Below are 18,203 nucleotides of genomic sequence, written 5' to 3' on the forward strand. Positions count from 1 at the left end.
AGAACATGCCCTCGAAGCCGAGCACCCCACGCACGTTGGGGTTCGCCGTATGGAGCGATAACGTCGCCCTTGGCCGCGAACTCCTAGACGCTGGTGCTCCTGTTGATAATTACGGATCCGACACAGTTACCGATGTGACCCCCTTGATGGAGTCGGTCAACGAACTTGAGCCGTTCTATGACGCTTCCAGGCTAGTTCTCACACACCTTCTCCTGTCGGCTGGCGCTGACGTAGCCAGGCGCGACAACACCGGACGCACTGCCTTGCACTACGCCGTCGGGGCTGGTCGCGCGGCGGTCGAGGCTCTCCTCGCCGCCGGTTCAGATGTGAACGCGGCCGGTGACGGAGGGGCCACCCCACTGCACGAAGCGATCGTCCGCGGGAATGTCTCGGCTATTGAAGCTCTCTGCCAAGGCGGCGCCAATTGCAGGGCTCAAGACGACGCAGGTCGCACACCTGTAGATCTGCTCTCCGAAAGCACCGATGTGTTCACATCTGAGGAACTCACTGACGTGAATCTTCTGCTTGGGTCCACCTAAGCCGCGACCGAAAGCCGGCGCTCTACCCGGGACGGCATGCATTAGCGGCAATGATCTCCTCTAACCACGGGCGTGGAACTAGCTGCGAGAACTCCGTGCCATGGCGCATTCGGCAAGATTCGGTCAAGAGGATTCAACAACGCTAAGGAGATCCCGACCAGAAGTCACTACGACGGCGTCAGCGTCGAAGCCCTCCGGCAGTTCGACGCGCTGGGACTCATCAGTGATGCAGGTTCGGCAACCTATCGGCATGATGACCCATCCAGCCGCGCGTGCACCTTCCACGAGGAGGCCCCAAGGATCTTCACCGGTGATGTGGTTTGCCATCATGCCGTCATCCCCCAGGTACACGTCGGCCGACCCGTCGCCGTATTTGAACAAAGCGGATCCGTGATCAGCCTCCTCGCGGACGATAAAGGGCTGAAGGACATCGCGCATCCTATCGCCGCCGCCCGGTAATTCATGGCCAGCGACGAAGCCTTGGAAAAATACATCGAATGCCATGATCAAGACCCTCGCACGGAGAATGCGGGTCCACAAGGACCCCATGCTTTGAGAATTCGCGGTCCCGTCCACAATTAGCCGCGCAGTCCAGTTAACCTCCTGAACCACAAAGCGGTCCCAGCACCACGGGAAAATCCCGCGCCGCCAGGGCCGCCGCACGCCGCACGGTCGCCAAAGCGACCAAAGAAGACCTACTTCTTAGGCAACCCAGCCGGATTCAGCTCGGACTTGGCGATGGCCTCCGACGACAGGCCCCAGCGGTCCAGGATCTTCCCGTACGTGCCGTTCTTGATAAGCGTGTTCAGGGCCGCCTGCGCAGCCACCGCCAGCCCGTTGCCCTTCTTGGTGGTGAAGGCGATGTCGGCCTTCAGCGGCCAGCCGCCGTTGACGGTGCCCACCTGCTTGGTCTTGCCGTCCTTCGCTGCCTTGTACGCGGTGCCCGCGTTCGGACCGAAGGTCAGGTCCGCGCGGCCGGACTGGATGGCGAGCGAGGAGGCGGAGTCGTCGTCGTAGTACTGAAACTCAGCCGGCTTTGACCTCGCCGATGGACGAATCGCTCTTCGAGCGTGTGCAGCCTGAGGCTAACGCTGTCTCGATCTGGCACAGCGCCAGCAGGGTGTCCGCTCGTTACTGTGATTCAGCACTCAGGATTTAGTGACGAGGACTACATGAACAACACCACCATTGACGCGCCGAAGGTAGCGCTGCCTTCCCAGGAGAATCGGCTCAGCGGCAACATGGGAGTCGGGGAGCTCGTGATGAACGTGCTCGCGTTCTCGTCGCCGCTGGCCACTGTCGCCGGCACGCTGCCGGTACTGCTGATGTTCAGCGGCCAGACGGCTCCGGCCATCTACGTCCTGGTCACCTTGATGTTGTTGATCTTCTCCGTCGGCTTCGTGAAGATGAGCCGCAGCGTCCGGGGCGCGGGAGGCTTCTACTCCTTTGTCACTGCGGGCTTGGGCAAGCCTGCGGGCCTCGGAGGCGCCTTCTTGGCCCTCTTCGGCTACATCCTCATCGGATTCTTCGCCCCTTCGTTCTTCGGCGTGACCCTCCAGGGATTCGTCGTGAACACCCTCAACGGCCCGGATGTTCCCTGGTACTGGTACGCACTCGGCATCATCGCCGTCACCACAGTCCTTGCGTACAACCGCATCGACCTCTCCGCGAAGTTGCTCACGGCCGTCATGCTTCTTGAAGTGGCCATCATCGTCGTCTTCGACGTGGCGTCATTCTCTGCAAACGGACTTGATGCCGTGCAAGGAGTGGGGTTCGCCCTTCCCTCCCTCACCGATGCGAGCATCGGCCTCGCACTGTTGTTCGCCGTCGGGAACTTCTTTGGCTTCGAAGCGACGGTGATCTACCGGGACGAGGTCAAGAACCCGGACAAGACGATCTCGCGGGCGACGTACCTGGCGGTCATTGGCATTGGCCTCTTCTACGCGGTTGCTGCATGGGCATTCATCGCGTTCCTGGGGCCGGACAGCGTACAGGCCGCGGCGGAAAGCAATACTGTCAATCTGTTCAACGACGCCGTTGCTGCCTTGGCAGGCAAGATCTTCGCGGATGTTGCCATGATCCTGCTCATTACATCCGTCCTGGCATGCATGCTGTCCATCCAGAACATCGCCGCACGGTACAGCTTCTCGCTCGCCGCCGACCATGCATTGCCACCAATCCTCGGACGGGTGCATCCCCGCCACAAGTCTCCGTACGTTTCGGCGCTGGCAGTGGGTCTCGTCTGGGCCGTGGCCACGGTGATCTTCACGGTCTTGGGGGTTGCTCCCGACGCCCTGTATCCCATCGCTTCCGGTAGCGGCACGTTCGCCGTGCTGCTCCTGATGTTCATCACCAGCTTTGCGGTGCTCGTCTACTTCATCCGCCGCCGCGGTTTCGCGCCGGAGTCGGTCTGGAAGACCATCGTGGCGCCGATCATCAGCGTGCTCTTCCTGGCCGCCATCACCTACCTGGCGATCACCAACTACCCGGACCTCATCGGGGGCTCAGCAGTCATGACGGTCATTTTCATGACCTTCACCTTCGCGCTGTTCTTTGGCGGCATCGGGTACGCATTCTTCCTCCGCTCAAAGCGCCCCGAAATCTACGCCCGGCTGGGCCGGCAGAAAATCGGCTGACCCGCCGCGCCGGAACTTTCTCGCTCAGAACTCAACGCCGAGGACGGTTCGCGAGAGCAGGACCGCACGGTCCGCCAGCTCCTTGAGCTCGGCGTCGTCGGACTCCGGGGATGCCCACCGGGTGGCTCCCTCCAGCAGTGTCATGACAACTTTGACGTGCTCCCGGGGTTTCGGATAGCCCATGTCGTGCGCTGCTGCCACGTACATGTTTTCGTGGAGATCAACCCAGTCATCCACCTGGGCGCGCAAGTCAGCGGGGAGGATGCCGGCCATTCTGTCTGTGGCTACCAACAAGTCCCAGAGATTGCTTTCGGGAAGCCGCACCTGGCGGGTGAAATGAAGCCTGACCATGGAGTCCCAGAACTCATCGGCCGAGGCGGCCGGGCTCACCGCCTCGATCAGGGCGACGCCGAAACGATGAAAGTGCCAGCGCAGCGACTCGGCCACGATCTCATCCCGCCCCGCAGGAAAGTGCGAGTAGAGGCTGGGCGGCTTGATGTTGACTGCGTTCGCAATGGTTCGCATCGACACAGAGTTGAAGCCGTTGGCTATAGCCAACTCGAGGAAAGCTTCGAGGATGTGCTGGCGAGCGGCTTTCTGCCCTGCCCAGTTCCACTCCTCAAGGCGATGGACAAAGGCGTCAAGGGCTGCCTCGTATGACGTAACGCTCATAATTCCGTCATCGTAACAGCCGGCGGGTTGGCCGCTGCCGAGGGCCCCGGAAAGACGGCCAGGGGGCGCTGCTCGAGAGGGCCAGATTTCCCATGCAATCTCTTCCCTAACGACCATTAGTTAGCTAAACTGGATGTGGCAGAAAGGGCACCTCCCTTGGAGCCCAATGAGCGGTCTGAGCGGGAAGAGCAGAAAATGGTCACCGAAAATCCGGGCGTGGGGGCCAGCCGGAACGACGTCATCTTTGGTAGCGGCCTTTCAGGCATGGTGGCTGCATATGTTCGTGCCAGGGCGCTCGAGGACGATGCGGCCTCGAACGAAAATTGGAGCGCCCAGTCCGTGTTCCGGTCCCGCCGCAAGGCAGCCCGCGCCAGGAGGCCCCTCGTATTCCGCGCTCGCAGGAACGAAGAAGGCGAACAAAATGGCCGCGGCTGAAGTACTGTCACCTTGGACGCATGAGACACCGCGCGCAACCGATCGCGTTCGTGAGCTGTTCCTGATGCAACCCCACGCTGACCTGACGGGGATCCGGCCGATCGTTGCCCGCTCCTGGTACCGAAGCCGGGCCGCTGGAGTCGACGCCGTTGCCGATCGAGGATTCTTCGACGAGGGCCGGGTAGATGAATACACGATCCACGCCGCCGGTCCGCACTTGCAGAAACTGGATGAAGTTGCGTCGGACTTGGGCGGATACGTAAGCCTGACGGCACCCAACGGAGTGCTCGTGAAGGCGGACTTCCTTCGTGATGACGGCTTCCCCGCCGGATACTCACTGCTGGAGGAGAGCTGCGGCAGCAACGGTGAAGGGCTCGCGCTGGAAGAAGGGCGAGGGGTCTGGCTGGCCCCGGAGGAACACTTCCGGGAGGATATGCGCGGCAACTGGTGCTTTGCGTCGCTGGTACGCGACCCCTTCCACAACAGAGTGCGGGCTGTGATTGGCCTGACGCTTCCCGCCAACCGGGTGTCCACTCTTGAACCGTCTTCAACACTGCTGATGCTCGAAGGCGTAGCCTCACGAATCGAGCGCGACATCGAGGTACGGACTTCGTCCAGGGAGCGTGCTCTGCTCAGCGAATACCTGAGGATTTCCCGGCGAAGGGGCAACCGCGCCGTCATCGCACTTGACGGAAAGAACTCCCTCCTGAACGCGTCGGCAACCGCCTCGTTGGAGGACAGCGACTTCTCGATCATCTCGGGCTATGCCAAAGCCGTGATGTCCTCCGGCCAGGACATGAACTGCGAAGTAATGCTGCAAGGGCCCGGACTGGCCACCCTGGAAGTCTCCCCGGTGACCCTCTCAGCCGCCAATGTCGGGGCGATTGTTGTGGTCCGGCCGCACTCGCCATCCAAAGAACTCTCCGTCGAAACCAAGAGCGCCCCGCAGCAACTGGAAGGCTCCATCCAGGGGACCGCCGACCGCTTGATGTCCCAGCTCGACGGAACGAGCACCGAGTTCAAACGCACCCTGAATCTCGCCCGGAAGGCCGTGGACCAGGAACGGTCAGTGGTGATGATAGGTGAGCTGGGCAGCGGAAAACGCCGCCTGGCCAGCGCCATCGCCTCGCTGAGGGGCGGTCAAATAGCGGTCGATGCGCGGAGCGGCGCGCTCAGGAATCCGCAGCTCAGGGATCTGCTTCACCGCGTGACCACGGAACTGCCGTCGACGCTGATCGTTGAACACGCGGATGAACTCTCGCAGAACGAAGCCAGCGAGATTGCCCAAAGTCTGCGCGGCAACACGGCCACCAAGCTGATCTTCACCATTGCGCGGCCCACGGATGCCACGTTGCTGCTCTCCGAGGCCTTTGATGTCCTTGAGATCGCCGTGGCCCCGCTGCGGAACAGGCGGGAAGATATCCCACAACTCGCAAACGCCATCGCCGAGGAACTGGGGGAACGAAGGTTGTCCCGGAGGCTCATCACCACACTGACACACGCCGACTGGCCAAGGAACATTGACCAGCTGCGGGCAGTGGTGTCCAACGCGGTTGAGCGTGCGGAAGGTGCCGAAGTCACCGTGGACGACCTGCCGCAAGGCTTCCATCGTGTCTTGACCAAGGGTCGGCTCTCACGGCTCGAAGACGCCGAGCTCAGCGAACTCCGCACCGCGCTTACCGAAGCGAATGGCAACCGCAGCCTCGCGGCAGAGACGCTCCAGATTGGCCGCTCGACGCTCTACCGCCGGATGGACTATTTCCGCAGCCGGGGATTCGACCTCTAGTCCAAGGCGTCCGGTCCCAAGCGTCGGCAAAAGAAAGTGCCGGCCATCTCTGGATGGCTGGCACTTTCGGCTGCCTTGGGTGTTCCAGTCCCGCGGCCGCAGGTGTCCCAGCGGTGTCTCGATCTGGCACGGATAGGCCAGTTGTTATCGCGCTGTACTTGAAATCACCCGGAACCGGCACCCCCCGAAGGGGTGCTCGGCAGCGAACGAGGGTACGACACGAAGAGGACGAGAAACTATGACCCGCGATGCCCAGGGAACCATTCTTGTGGCCCCTCACCATTTTCCGAACCTGGACCGCGAGCACGCGCTCGCGGAAGAGTTCGGCTACAAACTCAATCCCGCGGCAGACGCCGACGGCTTCCGCGCAGGGCTTCCTGAAGCCGACATTGTGATGATCACGCCTTACGCCAAACTCACTGCCGCGGATTTCCCGGTGATGGGCAAGTGCCGGGCCGTGATCCGGTACGGCATCGGCTACGACAACATCGATGTTGCCGCGGCCACGGAAGCCGGCATTCCCGTATCCATCGTCCCTGGTACTGCATCGGAAGAGGTCGCCTCGCATGCATTCGCCATGGGCCTGGCGCTGGCCCGTCGCCTGCCTGCTGGTGACGCCTCCATCCGCGACCTCGGTTGGGCCGGAACCATCGGCTATGACACTCCGGTGTTGTCCGAGCTTGAGGTCGGGGTGCTTGGGATGGGACGCATCGGCCAGCACGTGGCGCGGATGTACCAGGCCGTTGGCGCACGTGTACGGGCCTATGACCCCTTCGTCACGGACAGCTTCGTGGAGATGACCGGCCTCGCCGACGTGCTGGAGAACTCCGACGTCGTCTCGCTGCATCTGCCGCTCAACGACGACACTGCAAACCTTGTCTCCGGAGACGTCCTGGCGAAGATGCGCAAGGGTGCCGTCGTCGTCAACGTCTCGCGTGGAGGCCTCATCGATGAGGCCGCCCTCGCGGCCGCGTTGACCTCCGGGCACATTGCGGGTGCGGGGATCGATACTTTCGCCCAGGAGCCCCTCGGTCCGGAACACCCGCTCCGTTCCGCTCCCAACGCCATCCTCACGCCCCATATCGCCTGGCGTTCGAACCGCTCGACGGGCGCCCTTCAGGACGGCGCGGTGGAGCGGGTACGGCTCGCACTCACCGGGCAGCCGCTGATCGATCTTGTGAACTGAAAGAAGGACGAATTGGGAACGAACACACACGTGGAACACGCTGCACAGCGCGGAATCGCGGAGGACCCGCATCTGCGCAGGGGACCCCGGGGTTTCCCGCTGTTGCCGGGTGGCTACGGACGGTCGACTTACTTCACCGGTGCACCGAGCCCCTATGCGATCCGGGGCGAAGGCTACCGGGTCTGGGATGACCGTGGCCGCGAACTGATCGATGCAAACAACAACTTCACCTCGCTGATCCACGGCAACGCCCACCCCGAGATCACGGAAGCAGCCACGAAAGCCCTGTCGAGCGGAGCCAGTTGGGGTATCCCCAACCTCTACGAATGGGAACTGGCAGATCTGCTGCTCTCGCGCCTGCCGGACCTCGACCAGGTGCGCTTTACGAACTCCGGCACCGAGGCCGTCATGTCGGCGATCCGAATCGCGCGGGCCAGCACCGGCCGGGAGCGGGTGGTTGTCACCAAGGGCGGTTACCACGGCACCTCCGAGGTCGCGCTGGTGCCGGGTGGTCCGAGCTACACACGGGGTGTCACGCAAGGCGTCATCGACGACGTCACCGCAGTGCCGCTCAATGACATCCAGTTCCTGCGCCAGGCAGTTGAAGCCGCACCGGACGCTTACGCGGCCATCATTCTCGACCTCTTGCCCAACCGGGCCGGCCTGCTGAGCATCAACGAGGATTTCGTGCGGGAGGCCCGCGAACTTGCGACCCGCTTTGGCATTGTCCTGATCATCGACGAGGTCATCAGTTTGCGGCTCGGTTACAGCGGCCTCAGCGGAGAATACGGGGTCTCGCCTGATCTGCTCACCACTGGCAAACTCATTGGCGGCGGATTCGCAGTGGGGGCAGTGGCCGGCAGGGCGGAACTCATGGCAGAGGTAGACCCGACCCGCCCGGGCAGCCTGCCCCACGGTGGCACGTTCTCCGGAAACCCGGTCAGCATGGCCGCCGGTGCAGCCGCACTGCGCCTCTACCCGAACGAGGAAGTGCAGCGCCTGAACCGACTGGGAGATACCACCCGTGAGGCTGTGCGGTCCAAAATCGCCGAAGCCGGCTGGGAAATCCGTGGCCGTGGCTCGCTGCTCCGGGCAGTTCCTGCCGGTGCGGAAAAGGTCGGCGAGGAGATCCAGCACCGCCTGTGGTGGGCGAGCTACGAGCGCGGCTTGCTGGGTTCGCCGGCCAACCTGCTCTCCCTCTCCACGCCCATGGACGAAAACGTCGCCGCGGACATCGCGGAGCGCCTCGCCGACGCCGTGCTTGCGGTGGCCGGAAACGCCGAAGCAAAAGACGGGAGCCAGGAACTGTGAAGCTCATCTCCTACGAACACGAATCCGGCGTCCGGGGCGGCGTCCTGATTGAAGATTCGGTCTACGACCTCGAACTCCTTCTGCAGGGCTCGAACGAAGCAGTCCACGGCGCAACGGCCTCCGTTCGTGAGTTCCTTGAACTCTACGGTGGACGGATCGCGGCGGTCTCTGCCGAGGTGACCGCGCTCGCCGCACAGGACCCGGTGGCCCGGGTCGGCGCGCTGTCCGGGGTTCGCCTCACGACGCCGGTCACGGACCCCTCGAAGGTGCTCTGCATCGGACTCAACTACAAGGACCACGTGGCTGAGACCGGGCGGGCTTTCCCCGAATACCCGGACGTCTTTGCCAAGTTCGCCTCCACCATGATCGGCCCCGAGGACGAGATCGGCGGCGCCCGCGTCAGCGAAAACCTCGACTTCGAAGGTGAGGTAGCAGTAGTCATCGGGCGCCGCGCAAGCGAGGTTTCGGAGGCCGAAGCACTCCAGTACGTCGCTGCCCTTGCCCCGCTGAACGATGTGACGGCCCGCGATCTCCAGTACCGCGGAACCCAGTGGCTGGCCGGCAAAGCAGTGGATGGTTCAACTCCCTGGGGACCGGCCCTGGTAACCCTCGACGAAATCGGGGACCCGCAAACACTTGAGCTGGTCACGCGGGTGAACGGCGTTGAAGTGCAGCGCTCCAACACGCGGCACCAGATCTTCTCCATCGCGCGCATCGTCTCCTACCTGTCGAGCTTCCTCACGCTCGAGCCCGGTGACGTCATCGCGACGGGGACACCGCAAGGCATCGGTGCGAAGCGGAACCCGCCCGTCTGGCTGGAGCCAGGCGACACGGTGGAAATCGACATCGAGAAGGTCGGGCTCCTTCGCAACCGCGTCGGCAAGCCCCAACTCTAAACCCCTGCAAGCTCTACGAAAGTAGCAAAGAACCATGAGCGAAGTTCAAACAAAACCAAGCGAGGCGAGGTACCGCATCGCCGTCGACACGGGTGGCACGTTCACGGACGTGGTGCTCGACTCAACCACGGGTGACATGGCAGTCGGTAAGGCACTGACCACCTATGACCGCGTCTTCACCGGCTTTGAAGCCTCCGTCCGCCGGGCCGCCGAGTCCGTCGGATGGGACGGCGATGAGGTCCTGCGCAACGCGGACGTGATCGTCTACGGCACCACCCACGCCACCAATGCAGTGCTCACCGGCAAAGTCGCCAAGACCGCACTGCTGACCACGGACGGTTTTGCCGACACCCTGCTGCTCCGCGAAGGTGGCCGCCGGGACGCCTTCGACTCCAAGGCTGCCTACCCGCCGCCCTACATTCCCCGCCAGCTGACGTTCGAGATCAACGAGCGCATGTCCGCTGAAGGTGACGTGCTGGTGCCGCTGGACGAAGAGCAGGTCCGCGAAATCCTGGGCTCCTTCAAGGAGCAGGGCATCGAGGCCGTGGCCGTCTCCTTCCTCTGGTCGATCATCAACGACGTCCACGAGCGGCGTATCGCGGAACTCATCAAGGAAATCTTGCCTGGTGTTCCGTACACGCTCTCCAATGAGGCGAACCCCACCATCCGCGAGTACCGCCGTTCTTCCGCCGCTTCCATCGACGCCTCGCTGAAGCCGCTGATGGCCGACCACCTGGGTAAGCTGCGCGCGGATCTCCAGGAGTTCGGGTTCGCCGGCGACCTGCTGGTGGTCACCTCCGAAGGTGCCGTGCTCGACGTCGCGGACGTCCTGGACCGTCCGGTGCTGCTGTTGAACTCCGGCCCCTCCATGGCGCCGCTCGTGGGTGCGGCGGCCGCCCCGGACCGCGACACCGTAGTGGTGTGCGACATGGGTGGCACCACCTTCGATGTTTCCCTCGTGGAAGAAGGCGTTGTCCGCCACACCAGGGAAGCCTGGCTCGGTGAGCCGTTCGTCGGCCACCTGACCGGCCTGTCTTCGGTTGCCGTCTCCAGCATCGGTGCCGGTGGCGGCAGCATTGCATGGATCGACGGCGGCGGCTTGCTTCGTGTGGGTCCGCAGAGTGCCCGCAGCACTCCCGGTCCCGCTGCCTACGGCCGCGGTGGTGAAGAACCCACGGTCACCGACGCCTGCGTGGCGCTCGGCTACCTCGACACCGAAGGCTTCGAGGGCGGGTTCACCCTCGACCGTGAGGCCGCGGTCCGGGCCATCGACACCCGAATCGCCGGACCCCTCAAGATGGACACCCTGCAGGCTGCGCAAGCCATCCTGGACGTCTCCGCCAACCACATGGCCACGGCCATCCGCCAGGCCGCACTCGAACAGGGTGTGGACCCCCGCGGCGCCTTGATTGTGGCCGGCGGCGGCGCCGGAGCCATGGTTGCCGCCGCGATCGGTGTCCTTCTTGAGGCCGACACCGTGCTCATTCCGGCAACCGCAGGTGTTTTGGCCGCCTACGGCGCCCACCGTGCACCGATCGCAACGGAATTCCTCTCGCCGCTGCACAACGACACCCGCAGTTTCGACGCCGGTTCGGCCACCCGCGCGGTGGGGGACCTCACGTCCAAGGCGAACGTCTTCGCCGAGCGTTTCAACGGCGTGGGCGAGGCGCCCAACGTCACCTACTTCGTCGATGCCCGCTACCCGGGCCAGGCATGGGACCTGCGCGTCTACCTTGACGCGGCCCCCGACACCGCCGTCGACGCTGCAGGAATCATTGAACGTGCCTTCCATGAAGAGCACGACCGCCGCAACGGCACGCACGATCCGGACAGCCGCGTCGAAATCATCACCTGGGGCGTCCGCGTGGAAATCCCCCGGCCGGAGCACGCCAAGGAGGAAGCCGGAGTCAGCCGGACCGGCGAAGTCCACCGCACCGACTCCATTGTCTTCGGCGGAGAGAGCTTCAGCACGCAGCGGTACCGCGGCGTGACGCTTGCACCTCGGGACAAGATCGTCGGTCCTGCAGTCATCGACCAGCCAACCACCACCATTGTCGTGCCGCCGGAGTGGAACGCCACCCTCGACGAACGATCCAACATCTACCTCACCCGTAAGGAGGCGTAACCGTGACGCGCGAATTCGACCCCGTAAAGCTCTCGGTACTAGCCAACGCATTCGACGGCATCGTCCGGGAGATGACCAGCGGCCTGCTGCGCTCGGCCCGTTCGTCGGTCATCAACACGGCCCGCGACTTCTCCTGTGCCGTGCTGACCGCCGACAACCAACTGCTCGCCGCTGCCGAAGGCGTGCCGGTGCACGTCTTCGGGGCAGGCCCGCTCGGCGAAGACATGGTGGAGCTGCACGACGACATCCGGGAAGGCGATGCCTTCCTGCACAACGACCCCTACATGGGTAACTCGCACGCAGCCGACCATGTGATCCTGGTTCCCATCTTCATCCAGGGACGGCACCTGTTCACTGCGGTCACCAAGGCCCACCAGGCAGACTGCGGCAACTCGCTTCCCACCACGTTCTTTGCCACGGCCCGGGACGTCTACGAGGAAGGTGCCCTGATCTTCCCGTGCGTCCGCGTCCAGCGCGACTACAAGGACATCGACGACATCATCCGCATGTGCCGGTCCCGCATCCGGGTACCGGACCAGTGGTACGGCGATTACCTGGCCTCGGTAGGCGCCTCCCGCATCGCCGAACGCCGCATCCACGAGCTCGCCGAAAAGTTCGGCGTCGACGACCTGGTGGACTTCGTGGACGCCTGGTTCGACTACTCCGAGCGCTTGACGGCAAGTGCCATCGAGACCCTGCCCGAGTACGTCCTCCACGGCACCTCGGCCCACGACCCGTTCCCGGGCACCGGCCCGGACGGTGTGCACCTGCAGGCAACCCTCGAGGTGAAGCCGAAGCAAGGCAAGATTGTCATCGACCTTCGCGACAACCCGGACAACCTCCCCAACGGCCTGAACCTCACGAAGGCTACCGCTACAGGTGCCGCACTGGCAGGCATCCTCTCGGGGATCCCGGAGAACCTGCCGAGCAACGCGGGCACGTTCCGCCGTGTTGAGGTGCTGTTGCGGGACGGCTGCGCCGTCGGCGTCCCGAAGCACCCGTACTCGTGCTCGTCCGGCACCACCAACCTCGCCGACCGCGTGGTGAACATCGTTCAGGCCGCGTTCTCCCAGATCGACGACGGTTACGGCACCGCTGAGGGGGCTGCCGGGCAGGCACCTGCCAAGTCCGTCATCTCGGGCATCGACGAGCGCAACGGCAACCCCTACGTGAACCAGATCCTGGTGGGCGGCGTCGGTGGCCCGGCGACTCCCTACGTGGACGGCTGGCCGACCTACCAGCGCCCTGTCTGCGGAGCGCTGCTGTACCACGACAGCGTGGAGGTCGACGAGCAGCGCTACCCGATCCTGATCCACGAGCGCACCCTGGTGGCCGACACCGGCGGAGCAGGCCGGCAGCGCGGCGGACTCGCTACCCGCGTCACCATGGAACCTCGTGGGGAAAGCGTGACCCTCACCTACGGCATCGAGGGCAAGCTGAACCCGCCCAAGGGCGTCCGTGGCGGACACGACGGCGCCGTGCCGTCAACCTGGGTGGAGGACCTGGCCACGGGCGAACGCCGTGAGATTCCGGTAGTGGGCCGCTACGACCTGCAGTCCGGCGAAAAGGTCGTATCCATCACCCCCGGTGGTGGCGGATACGGCAACCCGCTGGAACGTGACGTCCTGGCCGTCCTCGACGACTACCGCGAGTCCCGGGTGTCCCTGGAAGCGGCGGCCGCGGACTACGGCGTCGTCATCGCTGACGGCAAAGTGGACGAAGAGGCCACGGCCAAGGCACGCCAAGAGCGCCTCGCCAGCTAATAGCACCAGCGCTCGCAACTGATTCCGGGGCGGGGTATATTCCTCGCCCCGGGAGGTTTCAACAACTAACTACGGAGATTCACATGGAACCCATTCGAGTCGGCATCATCGGCGTCGGAAACGTTCTCAACCAATACCTGGACAAGATCGGCGTCCATCCCGACGTCGACGTCGTGGCGCTCGCGGACGTGAACGCGGAAGCCGTCAAAGCCCGGGCAGCAGAATATTCGGTTCCCAAGGCGCTCTCACCCGAGGAGCTGCTGGCGGACGACGAGGTGGAACTGGTCCTCAACCTTACGCCGCCGAAGCTCCACGCACCGGTGACGCTTCAGGCCATCGCGGCCGGCAAACACGTCCTCTCCGAGAAGCCCTTCGCTACCTCCCTCGAGGAGGCCAAACAGATCCTTGACGCAGCCCGCGACGCCGGCGTCAAGGTAGGCTCGGCGCCCACCACCTTCCTGGGCTCGGGCATGCAGACCAGCCGCAAGCTCATCGACGACGGCTGGATTGGCCGGCCTGTGGCTGCCTTCGCGTCGTTTGCCTGCCGCGGCTACGAGCACTGGCACCCGAATGTCGATCCCTTCTACAGCCCGGGCGCCGGGCCGATGCTCGACATCGGGCCCTACCTCATCACCAACCTCGTGAACTTCTTCGGCCCGGTCAAGCGCGTATCCGCAACTGCGCCGCGTTCATCGGAGACCCGTCCCCGTCCCGGCAAAGAGGGCGAAATCATCCAGATCAAGACCCCGACGCACGTCACCGGCACCATCGACTTCGAGTCCGGAGCCGCCGCCACCGTGATCGTCAGCTGGGACATCTGGAACCACAACCTGCCCCACCTTGAGATCTACGGCACGGGCGGCTCCCTGGCCGCGCCGAACCCGGACCACTTCTCCGGGGCGCCGGTGCTCCGCCGCGGTGAGCCCGGCGACCTCGCGCTGGACATGACCCCTCCCGGCGGGGGCGACTGGCGTGAAACGCCGATCACACACCGTGACGACGCCTACCGTGGCATCGGCCTGGCCGAGTTCGGCTACGCCATCCGCAAGGGACGTGAACCCCGTACTGGCGGTGACTTTGCCTATCACGTCCTGGAAGTCCTGCTCGCTTTCGAAGCATCCTCGGAGCAGGGCCGGCACATCGAGATCGAAAGCACGTGCGAGCGGCCGCGGCCGCTGCCTTCGGTCGGCCCGCAGGAGCCCTATCGGTTCGACTGACAGCCAACAAACACAACAGCAGCCGACGGCGGTACGTACGTGCCGCCGTCGGCTGCTGTTTGTGTTGTTCATGCCGGGAACCTGCGTCCCAAACTGGGACACAACTTTGCCTCCCCGCAGTGAAAACCTGAAGTTCGGGCGAATCGGTTTGCAAGTGCCGACGCACCTACGAATTTAGGAGAACGCATGACTAGCACAGCTGCTGCTGATATCGGCACCGACGTCGGCATCAAGAACGTCCGCCGCCGCACTGTCGCGCAAGCGATCGTTGAGTACCTTCAGGTCCAGTACAGCGAACTGGACGGTGAGAAGAGGCGCCTGGTTGCCGGCATGTACGGCATTTTCGGGCACGGAAACTCCGTTGGCCTCGCCCAGGGAATTGACGAGTACGGTGTGGACTTCCCCCACTATCAGGGCAAGAACGAACAGTCGATGGTGCATGCCGCGATCGGCTTCGCGAAGGCCTCCAACCGCGCCGCCACCCTTGCCTGCACAGCCTCCGCCGGCCCCGGATCCACCAACATGATTTCCGGTGCTGCCACGGCCACCACCAACCGCCTGCCGGTGCTCCTGTTCCCCGCGGACATCATCAACAACCGTTTCGGTGATCCCGTACTGCAGCAGGTTGAGCACCCGGTTGAACGGGATGTCTCGGCGAACGACTGCTTCCGCCCGGTGAGCCGGTACTTCGACCGGATCACCCACCCGGCACAGCTGCTGTCCACCCTTCCGGAGGCCATGCGCGTCCTCACCGATCCGGTGGAAACCGGTGCCGTGGTGGTCTGCTTGCCGCAGGACATCCAAGGTGCGGAATTCGACTTCCCGGAGTCCTTCTTCACGCCGCGCGTCTGGCACATCCGCCGTCGCCCGGCGGTGGAGGACGAGATCCGCGATGCTGCCGAGATCATCCGCAACGCACAGCGTCCCCTGCTGATCTCAGGCGGCGGCGTCCGCTACTCGAAGGCCCAGGAGGAACTGGCACGCTTCAGCGCGGAGTTCGGCATCCCTGTCTCCGAGACCTTTGCCGGCAAGGGGAGCGGCCCGATCAGCGAACTCAACGTTGGCGCCCTGGGCGTCACCGGAACGGTTGGTGCCAACGAGATCGCCGACGGCGCCGATTGTGTCATCACCGTGGGTTCCCGCCTCCAGGACTTCATCACGGCCTCCCACTCGCTGTTCCAGAACCCGGACGTGAAGTTCGTCCACCTCAACGTGAGCTCGTTCGATGCACACAAGATGGGTTCGTTCCCCGTGGTGGGCGATGCCAGGCTGTCCCTGTCCGGGCTGCGGGAGTGGCTTGGCGCAGCGGGCTACGGTACCCCCGAAAGCTACCGCAGCGACATTGCGGATGCGCAGAAGGCCACTCGCGAAGTCCGCAAACACGACCTCCAGGCCTTCCCCGGCGAGAAGATGAGCCAGGCGCAGGTCATCGAGGTGCTCAACAAGCAGGCCACCAGCGAGGACGCGCTGATTCTGGGTTCCGGTGGTGTGGTGGAAGGCATTCACAAGGCCTGGGACCCGTCCAACGGCGCCGAGATCCACTTCGAGTACGCCAACTCCTGCATGGGCCACGAAATCCCTGCCGGTCTCGGCTACCGCCTGGCCCGCCCTGACGCCCCCGGCGATGTATTCGTGCTGATCGGCGATGGCACGTACTTCATGCAGCCGACCGAACTCGTCACCGCGGTCCAGGAACGCAAGAAGATCATCACCATCGTGATCGACAACCGCGGACACCAGTGCATCTGGCCGCTCCAGGTCTCCAAGGGTGGTCCCGGACGCGAGTTCGGCACCCAGTACCGCGAACGCGGCACCACGTCCGGCCGCCTGGACGGGGCAGTCCTTGACTTCGACATCGCCGCCAACGCGGCCAGCATGGGTTGCGCCGCGTGGTCCACGACGACGATCGAGGAGTTCTCCGCCGCACTCACCGAAGCACGCGAGGTCGAAGGACCGGCCGTCATCGTGGCCCGCGTCGAGCCGTGGCGCTACCTTTCCGGGAACGGTTCCTTCTGGGACGTCGGAGTTCCGATGACCTCCCAGCGGCCCGGTAGCCAGGAAGGGACTGCGAAGCACCTCCAGGGCCGTGCCCGTCAGCGTTACTACGCGGCGACCAACGCTCCCGAAGCAGGTTGAGCAGCAGGGCGGGATCGTCGAAGGACGGTCCCGCCCGCCTTGTTATCAGGTCACCGGACCCCAGGACAACCGAACCAAAGACAAAAGGAGCACCGCACAATGGGCGCATTCGCCGTTATTGACCCGGCCACGGGCGCGACTCATGCCGAGTACCCAGCGGCCACAGATGCAGAGGTCGAAGCAGGCCTCAGCGCAGCGCAGAAGACCTACCAGGAATGGGCGCGCACCACCACGGTCGCAGAGCGGGCTGCGCTAGCCCAACGCCTGGCTGACTTGTTTGTTGAACGCAAGGACAAGCTCGCAGCCATCATCAACCGGGAGATGGGCAAGCCGCTCCACCAGGCTGTGGGGGAGGCCGAATTCTCCGGTTCGATCGCGGCAGCGTTTGCAGAGAACGCCGAGGAATGGCTTGCCGATGAGGAACTCGACGTCGCCGACGGCCTAAGGAGCTTCTTCCGGTACCAGGGCGTTGGAGTGATCCTCGGCATCATGCCCTGGAACTACCCCTACTACCAGGTGGCCCGCTTCGCGATCCCGAACATCATCCTGGGCAATACCGTCATTGTCCGCCACGCCAGCCAGTGCCCGGAGTCGGCGCTTGCGCTGGAGGAGCTCTTCCGCGATGCAGGTTTCCCCGAGGGGGCCTACGTCAACCTTTTCGCCACCCACAAGCAAATCTCCGACATCATTGCCGATGACCGGGTTCAGGGTGTTTCGCTGACAGGTTCGGAGCAGGTTGGTGCCATCGTGGCTGAGCAGGCCGGACGCGCGCTGAAGAAGTGCGTGCTGGAACTCGGCGGTGCCGACGTGTTCCTGGTGCTCGACACCGACGATGTTGACCTCGCAGTGAAGAAGGCCGTGATGGGCCGCATGGGCAACACCGGGCAGTCCTGCAACGGCTCCAAGAGGATCGTGGTGCTGGACAAGTACTTCGACGAATTCTCGGAGAAGTTCAAGGCTGCGATTGCCGGCCAGTCCTACGAGAACGGTGACTTCGGCCCGCTCTCTTCGGAGTCGGCCACGAAGTTCCTGGCCGCACAGGTGCAGGGCGCCCTCGAGCAGGGTGCCGAAATCCTGGTGGGCAACAACCAGCCCCAGGGCAATGTCTTCACTCCGACGGTGATCACCAACATCACCCCCTCGATGGATGTCTACAGCGAGGAACTCTTCGGCCCGGTGGCGCAGCTTTACAAGGTAAGCAGCGACGAGGAAGCGATCAAGCTCGCGAACTCTTCGCCGTACGGCCTTGGTTCCGTGGTGATCTGCGACGATCTTGAGCGCGCCGAGCGCGTCGGCAACCAGCTCGACGTCGGCATGGTCTTCATCGGCGCCTACGACCTCAGCGGCGCCGACGTTCCGTTTGGTGGCGTCAAGAAGTCGGGTTACGGGCGGGAACTGGGCAAGGTCGGCATGCTGGAGTTCGCCAACAAGAAGCTGTTCCGTTTCGCGAAATAGGCCGCTTCATACGAGGGAGGCCGGATCAGAGTGATCCGGCCTCCCT

13 protein-coding genes and 1 pseudogene are annotated in these 18,203 nt (G+C 64.0%); 11 read left to right on the forward strand and 3 right to left on the reverse strand.

Translation table 11 applies throughout. The features are described from left to right. The first annotated feature begins 146 nt into the window (after window positions 1–146). A complete protein-coding gene (locus tag D3654_RS20990) occupies window positions 147–539 on the forward strand; it encodes an ankyrin repeat domain-containing protein (RefSeq protein WP_425359382.1) in 393 nt (130 codons plus the stop codon). Between the two features lie 123 nt (window positions 540–662). Here D3654_RS20990 and D3654_RS01900 read toward each other — a convergent pair whose 3' ends face one another. Together D3654_RS01900 and D3654_RS01905 are read right to left on the reverse strand one after the other, a co-directional pair. Further along, complete coding sequence (locus D3654_RS01900) at window positions 663–1,043, reverse strand: hypothetical protein (RefSeq protein ID WP_162943590.1); 381 nt, start codon at window positions 1,041–1,043, stop codon at window positions 663–665. 191 nt (window positions 1,044–1,234) lie between these two features. Next, window positions 1,235–1,576, reverse strand: a pseudogene (locus tag D3654_RS01905) (type 2 periplasmic-binding domain-containing protein); the annotation flags it as partial. Between the two features lie 135 nt (window positions 1,577–1,711). Here D3654_RS01905 and D3654_RS01910 point away from each other — a divergent pair. Then, entirely contained in the window at window positions 1,712–3,175 is a 1,464-nt protein-coding gene (locus D3654_RS01910; protein ID WP_120519845.1) for an APC family permease, read from the forward strand. Window positions 3,176–3,199: 24 nt separating this feature from the next. Here D3654_RS01910 and D3654_RS01915 read toward each other — a convergent pair whose 3' ends face one another. After that, window positions 3,200–3,847 (reverse strand): TetR/AcrR family transcriptional regulator, encoded by a 648-nt coding sequence (locus D3654_RS01915; protein ID WP_120519846.1) that lies wholly within the window; start codon window positions 3,845–3,847, stop codon window positions 3,200–3,202. 499 nt (window positions 3,848–4,346) lie between these two features. Between D3654_RS01915 and D3654_RS01925 the strand changes: the two genes are divergently transcribed. The 9 genes from D3654_RS01925 to D3654_RS01965 all read left to right on the forward strand — a co-directional run bounded on the left by D3654_RS01925 (window position 4,347) and on the right by D3654_RS01965 (window position 18,157). Next, window positions 4,347–6,068, forward strand: coding sequence for a sigma-54-dependent Fis family transcriptional regulator (locus D3654_RS01925; RefSeq protein ID WP_245413031.1), 1,722 nt, complete (start codon window positions 4,347–4,349; stop codon window positions 6,066–6,068). 238 nt (window positions 6,069–6,306) lie between these two features. Further along, complete coding sequence (locus tag D3654_RS01930; RefSeq protein ID WP_120519849.1) at window positions 6,307–7,254, forward strand: C-terminal binding protein; 948 nt, start codon at window positions 6,307–6,309, stop codon at window positions 7,252–7,254. Window positions 7,255–7,284: 30 nt separating this feature from the next. Continuing rightward, a complete protein-coding gene (locus D3654_RS01935) occupies window positions 7,285–8,565 on the forward strand; it encodes an aspartate aminotransferase family protein (protein WP_120519900.1) in 1,281 nt (426 codons plus the stop codon). Next, entirely contained in the window at window positions 8,562–9,461 is a 900-nt protein-coding gene (locus D3654_RS01940; protein ID WP_120519850.1) for a fumarylacetoacetate hydrolase family protein, read from the forward strand. Before D3654_RS01935 ends, D3654_RS01940 begins: the two co-directional genes overlap by 4 nt. A gap of 34 nt (window positions 9,462–9,495) precedes the next feature. Then, window positions 9,496–11,586 carry a hydantoinase/oxoprolinase family protein gene (locus tag D3654_RS01945; RefSeq protein ID WP_120519851.1) on the forward strand — a complete coding sequence of 697 codons (2,091 nt, stop codon included), beginning with the start codon at window positions 9,496–9,498 and terminating at the stop codon, window positions 11,584–11,586. Window positions 11,587–11,588: 2 nt separating this feature from the next. Further along, window positions 11,589–13,349: a hydantoinase B/oxoprolinase family protein gene (locus D3654_RS01950; RefSeq protein ID WP_120519852.1), complete on the forward strand. Its 1,761-nt coding sequence runs from the start codon at window positions 11,589–11,591 to the stop codon at window positions 13,347–13,349. An 83-nt stretch (window positions 13,350–13,432) separates the two neighbouring features. Beyond that, window positions 13,433–14,566 carry a Gfo/Idh/MocA family protein gene (locus D3654_RS01955; RefSeq protein ID WP_120519853.1) on the forward strand — a complete coding sequence of 378 codons (1,134 nt, stop codon included), beginning with the start codon at window positions 13,433–13,435 and terminating at the stop codon, window positions 14,564–14,566. A 186-nt stretch (window positions 14,567–14,752) separates the two neighbouring features. Next, complete coding sequence (gene iolD, locus D3654_RS01960) at window positions 14,753–16,702, forward strand: 3D-(3,5/4)-trihydroxycyclohexane-1,2-dione acylhydrolase (decyclizing) (RefSeq protein WP_120519854.1); 1,950 nt, start codon at window positions 14,753–14,755, stop codon at window positions 16,700–16,702. A 99-nt stretch (window positions 16,703–16,801) separates the two neighbouring features. Further along, on the forward strand, window positions 16,802–18,157 hold the full coding sequence (locus tag D3654_RS01965) for an aldehyde dehydrogenase family protein (protein ID WP_120519855.1): 1,356 nt from the start codon (window positions 16,802–16,804) through the stop codon (window positions 18,155–18,157). Window positions 18,158–18,203 lie beyond the last annotated feature (46 nt).

Source organism: Arthrobacter celericrescens, assembly GCF_003614925.1.
GTDB lineage: Bacteria > Actinomycetota > Actinomycetes > Actinomycetales > Micrococcaceae > Arthrobacter > Arthrobacter celericrescens.

Excerpts from the sequence above, each read along its gene's own strand:
- D3654_RS01955 (WP_120519853.1), top strand. The coding sequence starts at position 13,433 with ATGGAACCCATTCGAGTCGGCATCATCGGCGTCGGAAACGTTCTCAAC.
- D3654_RS01945 (WP_120519851.1), top strand. The coding sequence starts at position 9,496 with ATGAGCGAAGTTCAAACAAAACCAAGCGAGGCGAGGTACCGCATCGCC.
- D3654_RS01925 (WP_245413031.1), top strand. The coding sequence starts at position 4,347 with ATGCAACCCCACGCTGACCTGACGGGGATCCGGCCGATCGTTGCCCGC.
- D3654_RS01900 (WP_162943590.1), bottom strand. The coding sequence starts at position 1,043 with ATGGCATTCGATGTATTTTTCCAAGGCTTCGTCGCTGGCCATGAATTA.
- D3654_RS01910 (WP_120519845.1), top strand. The coding sequence starts at position 1,712 with ATGAACAACACCACCATTGACGCGCCGAAGGTAGCGCTGCCTTCCCAG.
- D3654_RS01915 (WP_120519846.1), bottom strand. The coding sequence starts at position 3,847 with ATGAGCGTTACGTCATACGAGGCAGCCCTTGACGCCTTTGTCCATCGC.
- D3654_RS01930 (WP_120519849.1), top strand. The coding sequence starts at position 6,307 with ATGACCCGCGATGCCCAGGGAACCATTCTTGTGGCCCCTCACCATTTT.
- D3654_RS01965 (WP_120519855.1), top strand. The coding sequence starts at position 16,802 with ATGGGCGCATTCGCCGTTATTGACCCGGCCACGGGCGCGACTCATGCC.
- D3654_RS20990 (WP_425359382.1), top strand. The coding sequence starts at position 147 with ATGGAGTCGGTCAACGAACTTGAGCCGTTCTATGACGCTTCCAGGCTA.
- iolD (WP_120519854.1), top strand. The coding sequence starts at position 14,753 with ATGACTAGCACAGCTGCTGCTGATATCGGCACCGACGTCGGCATCAAG.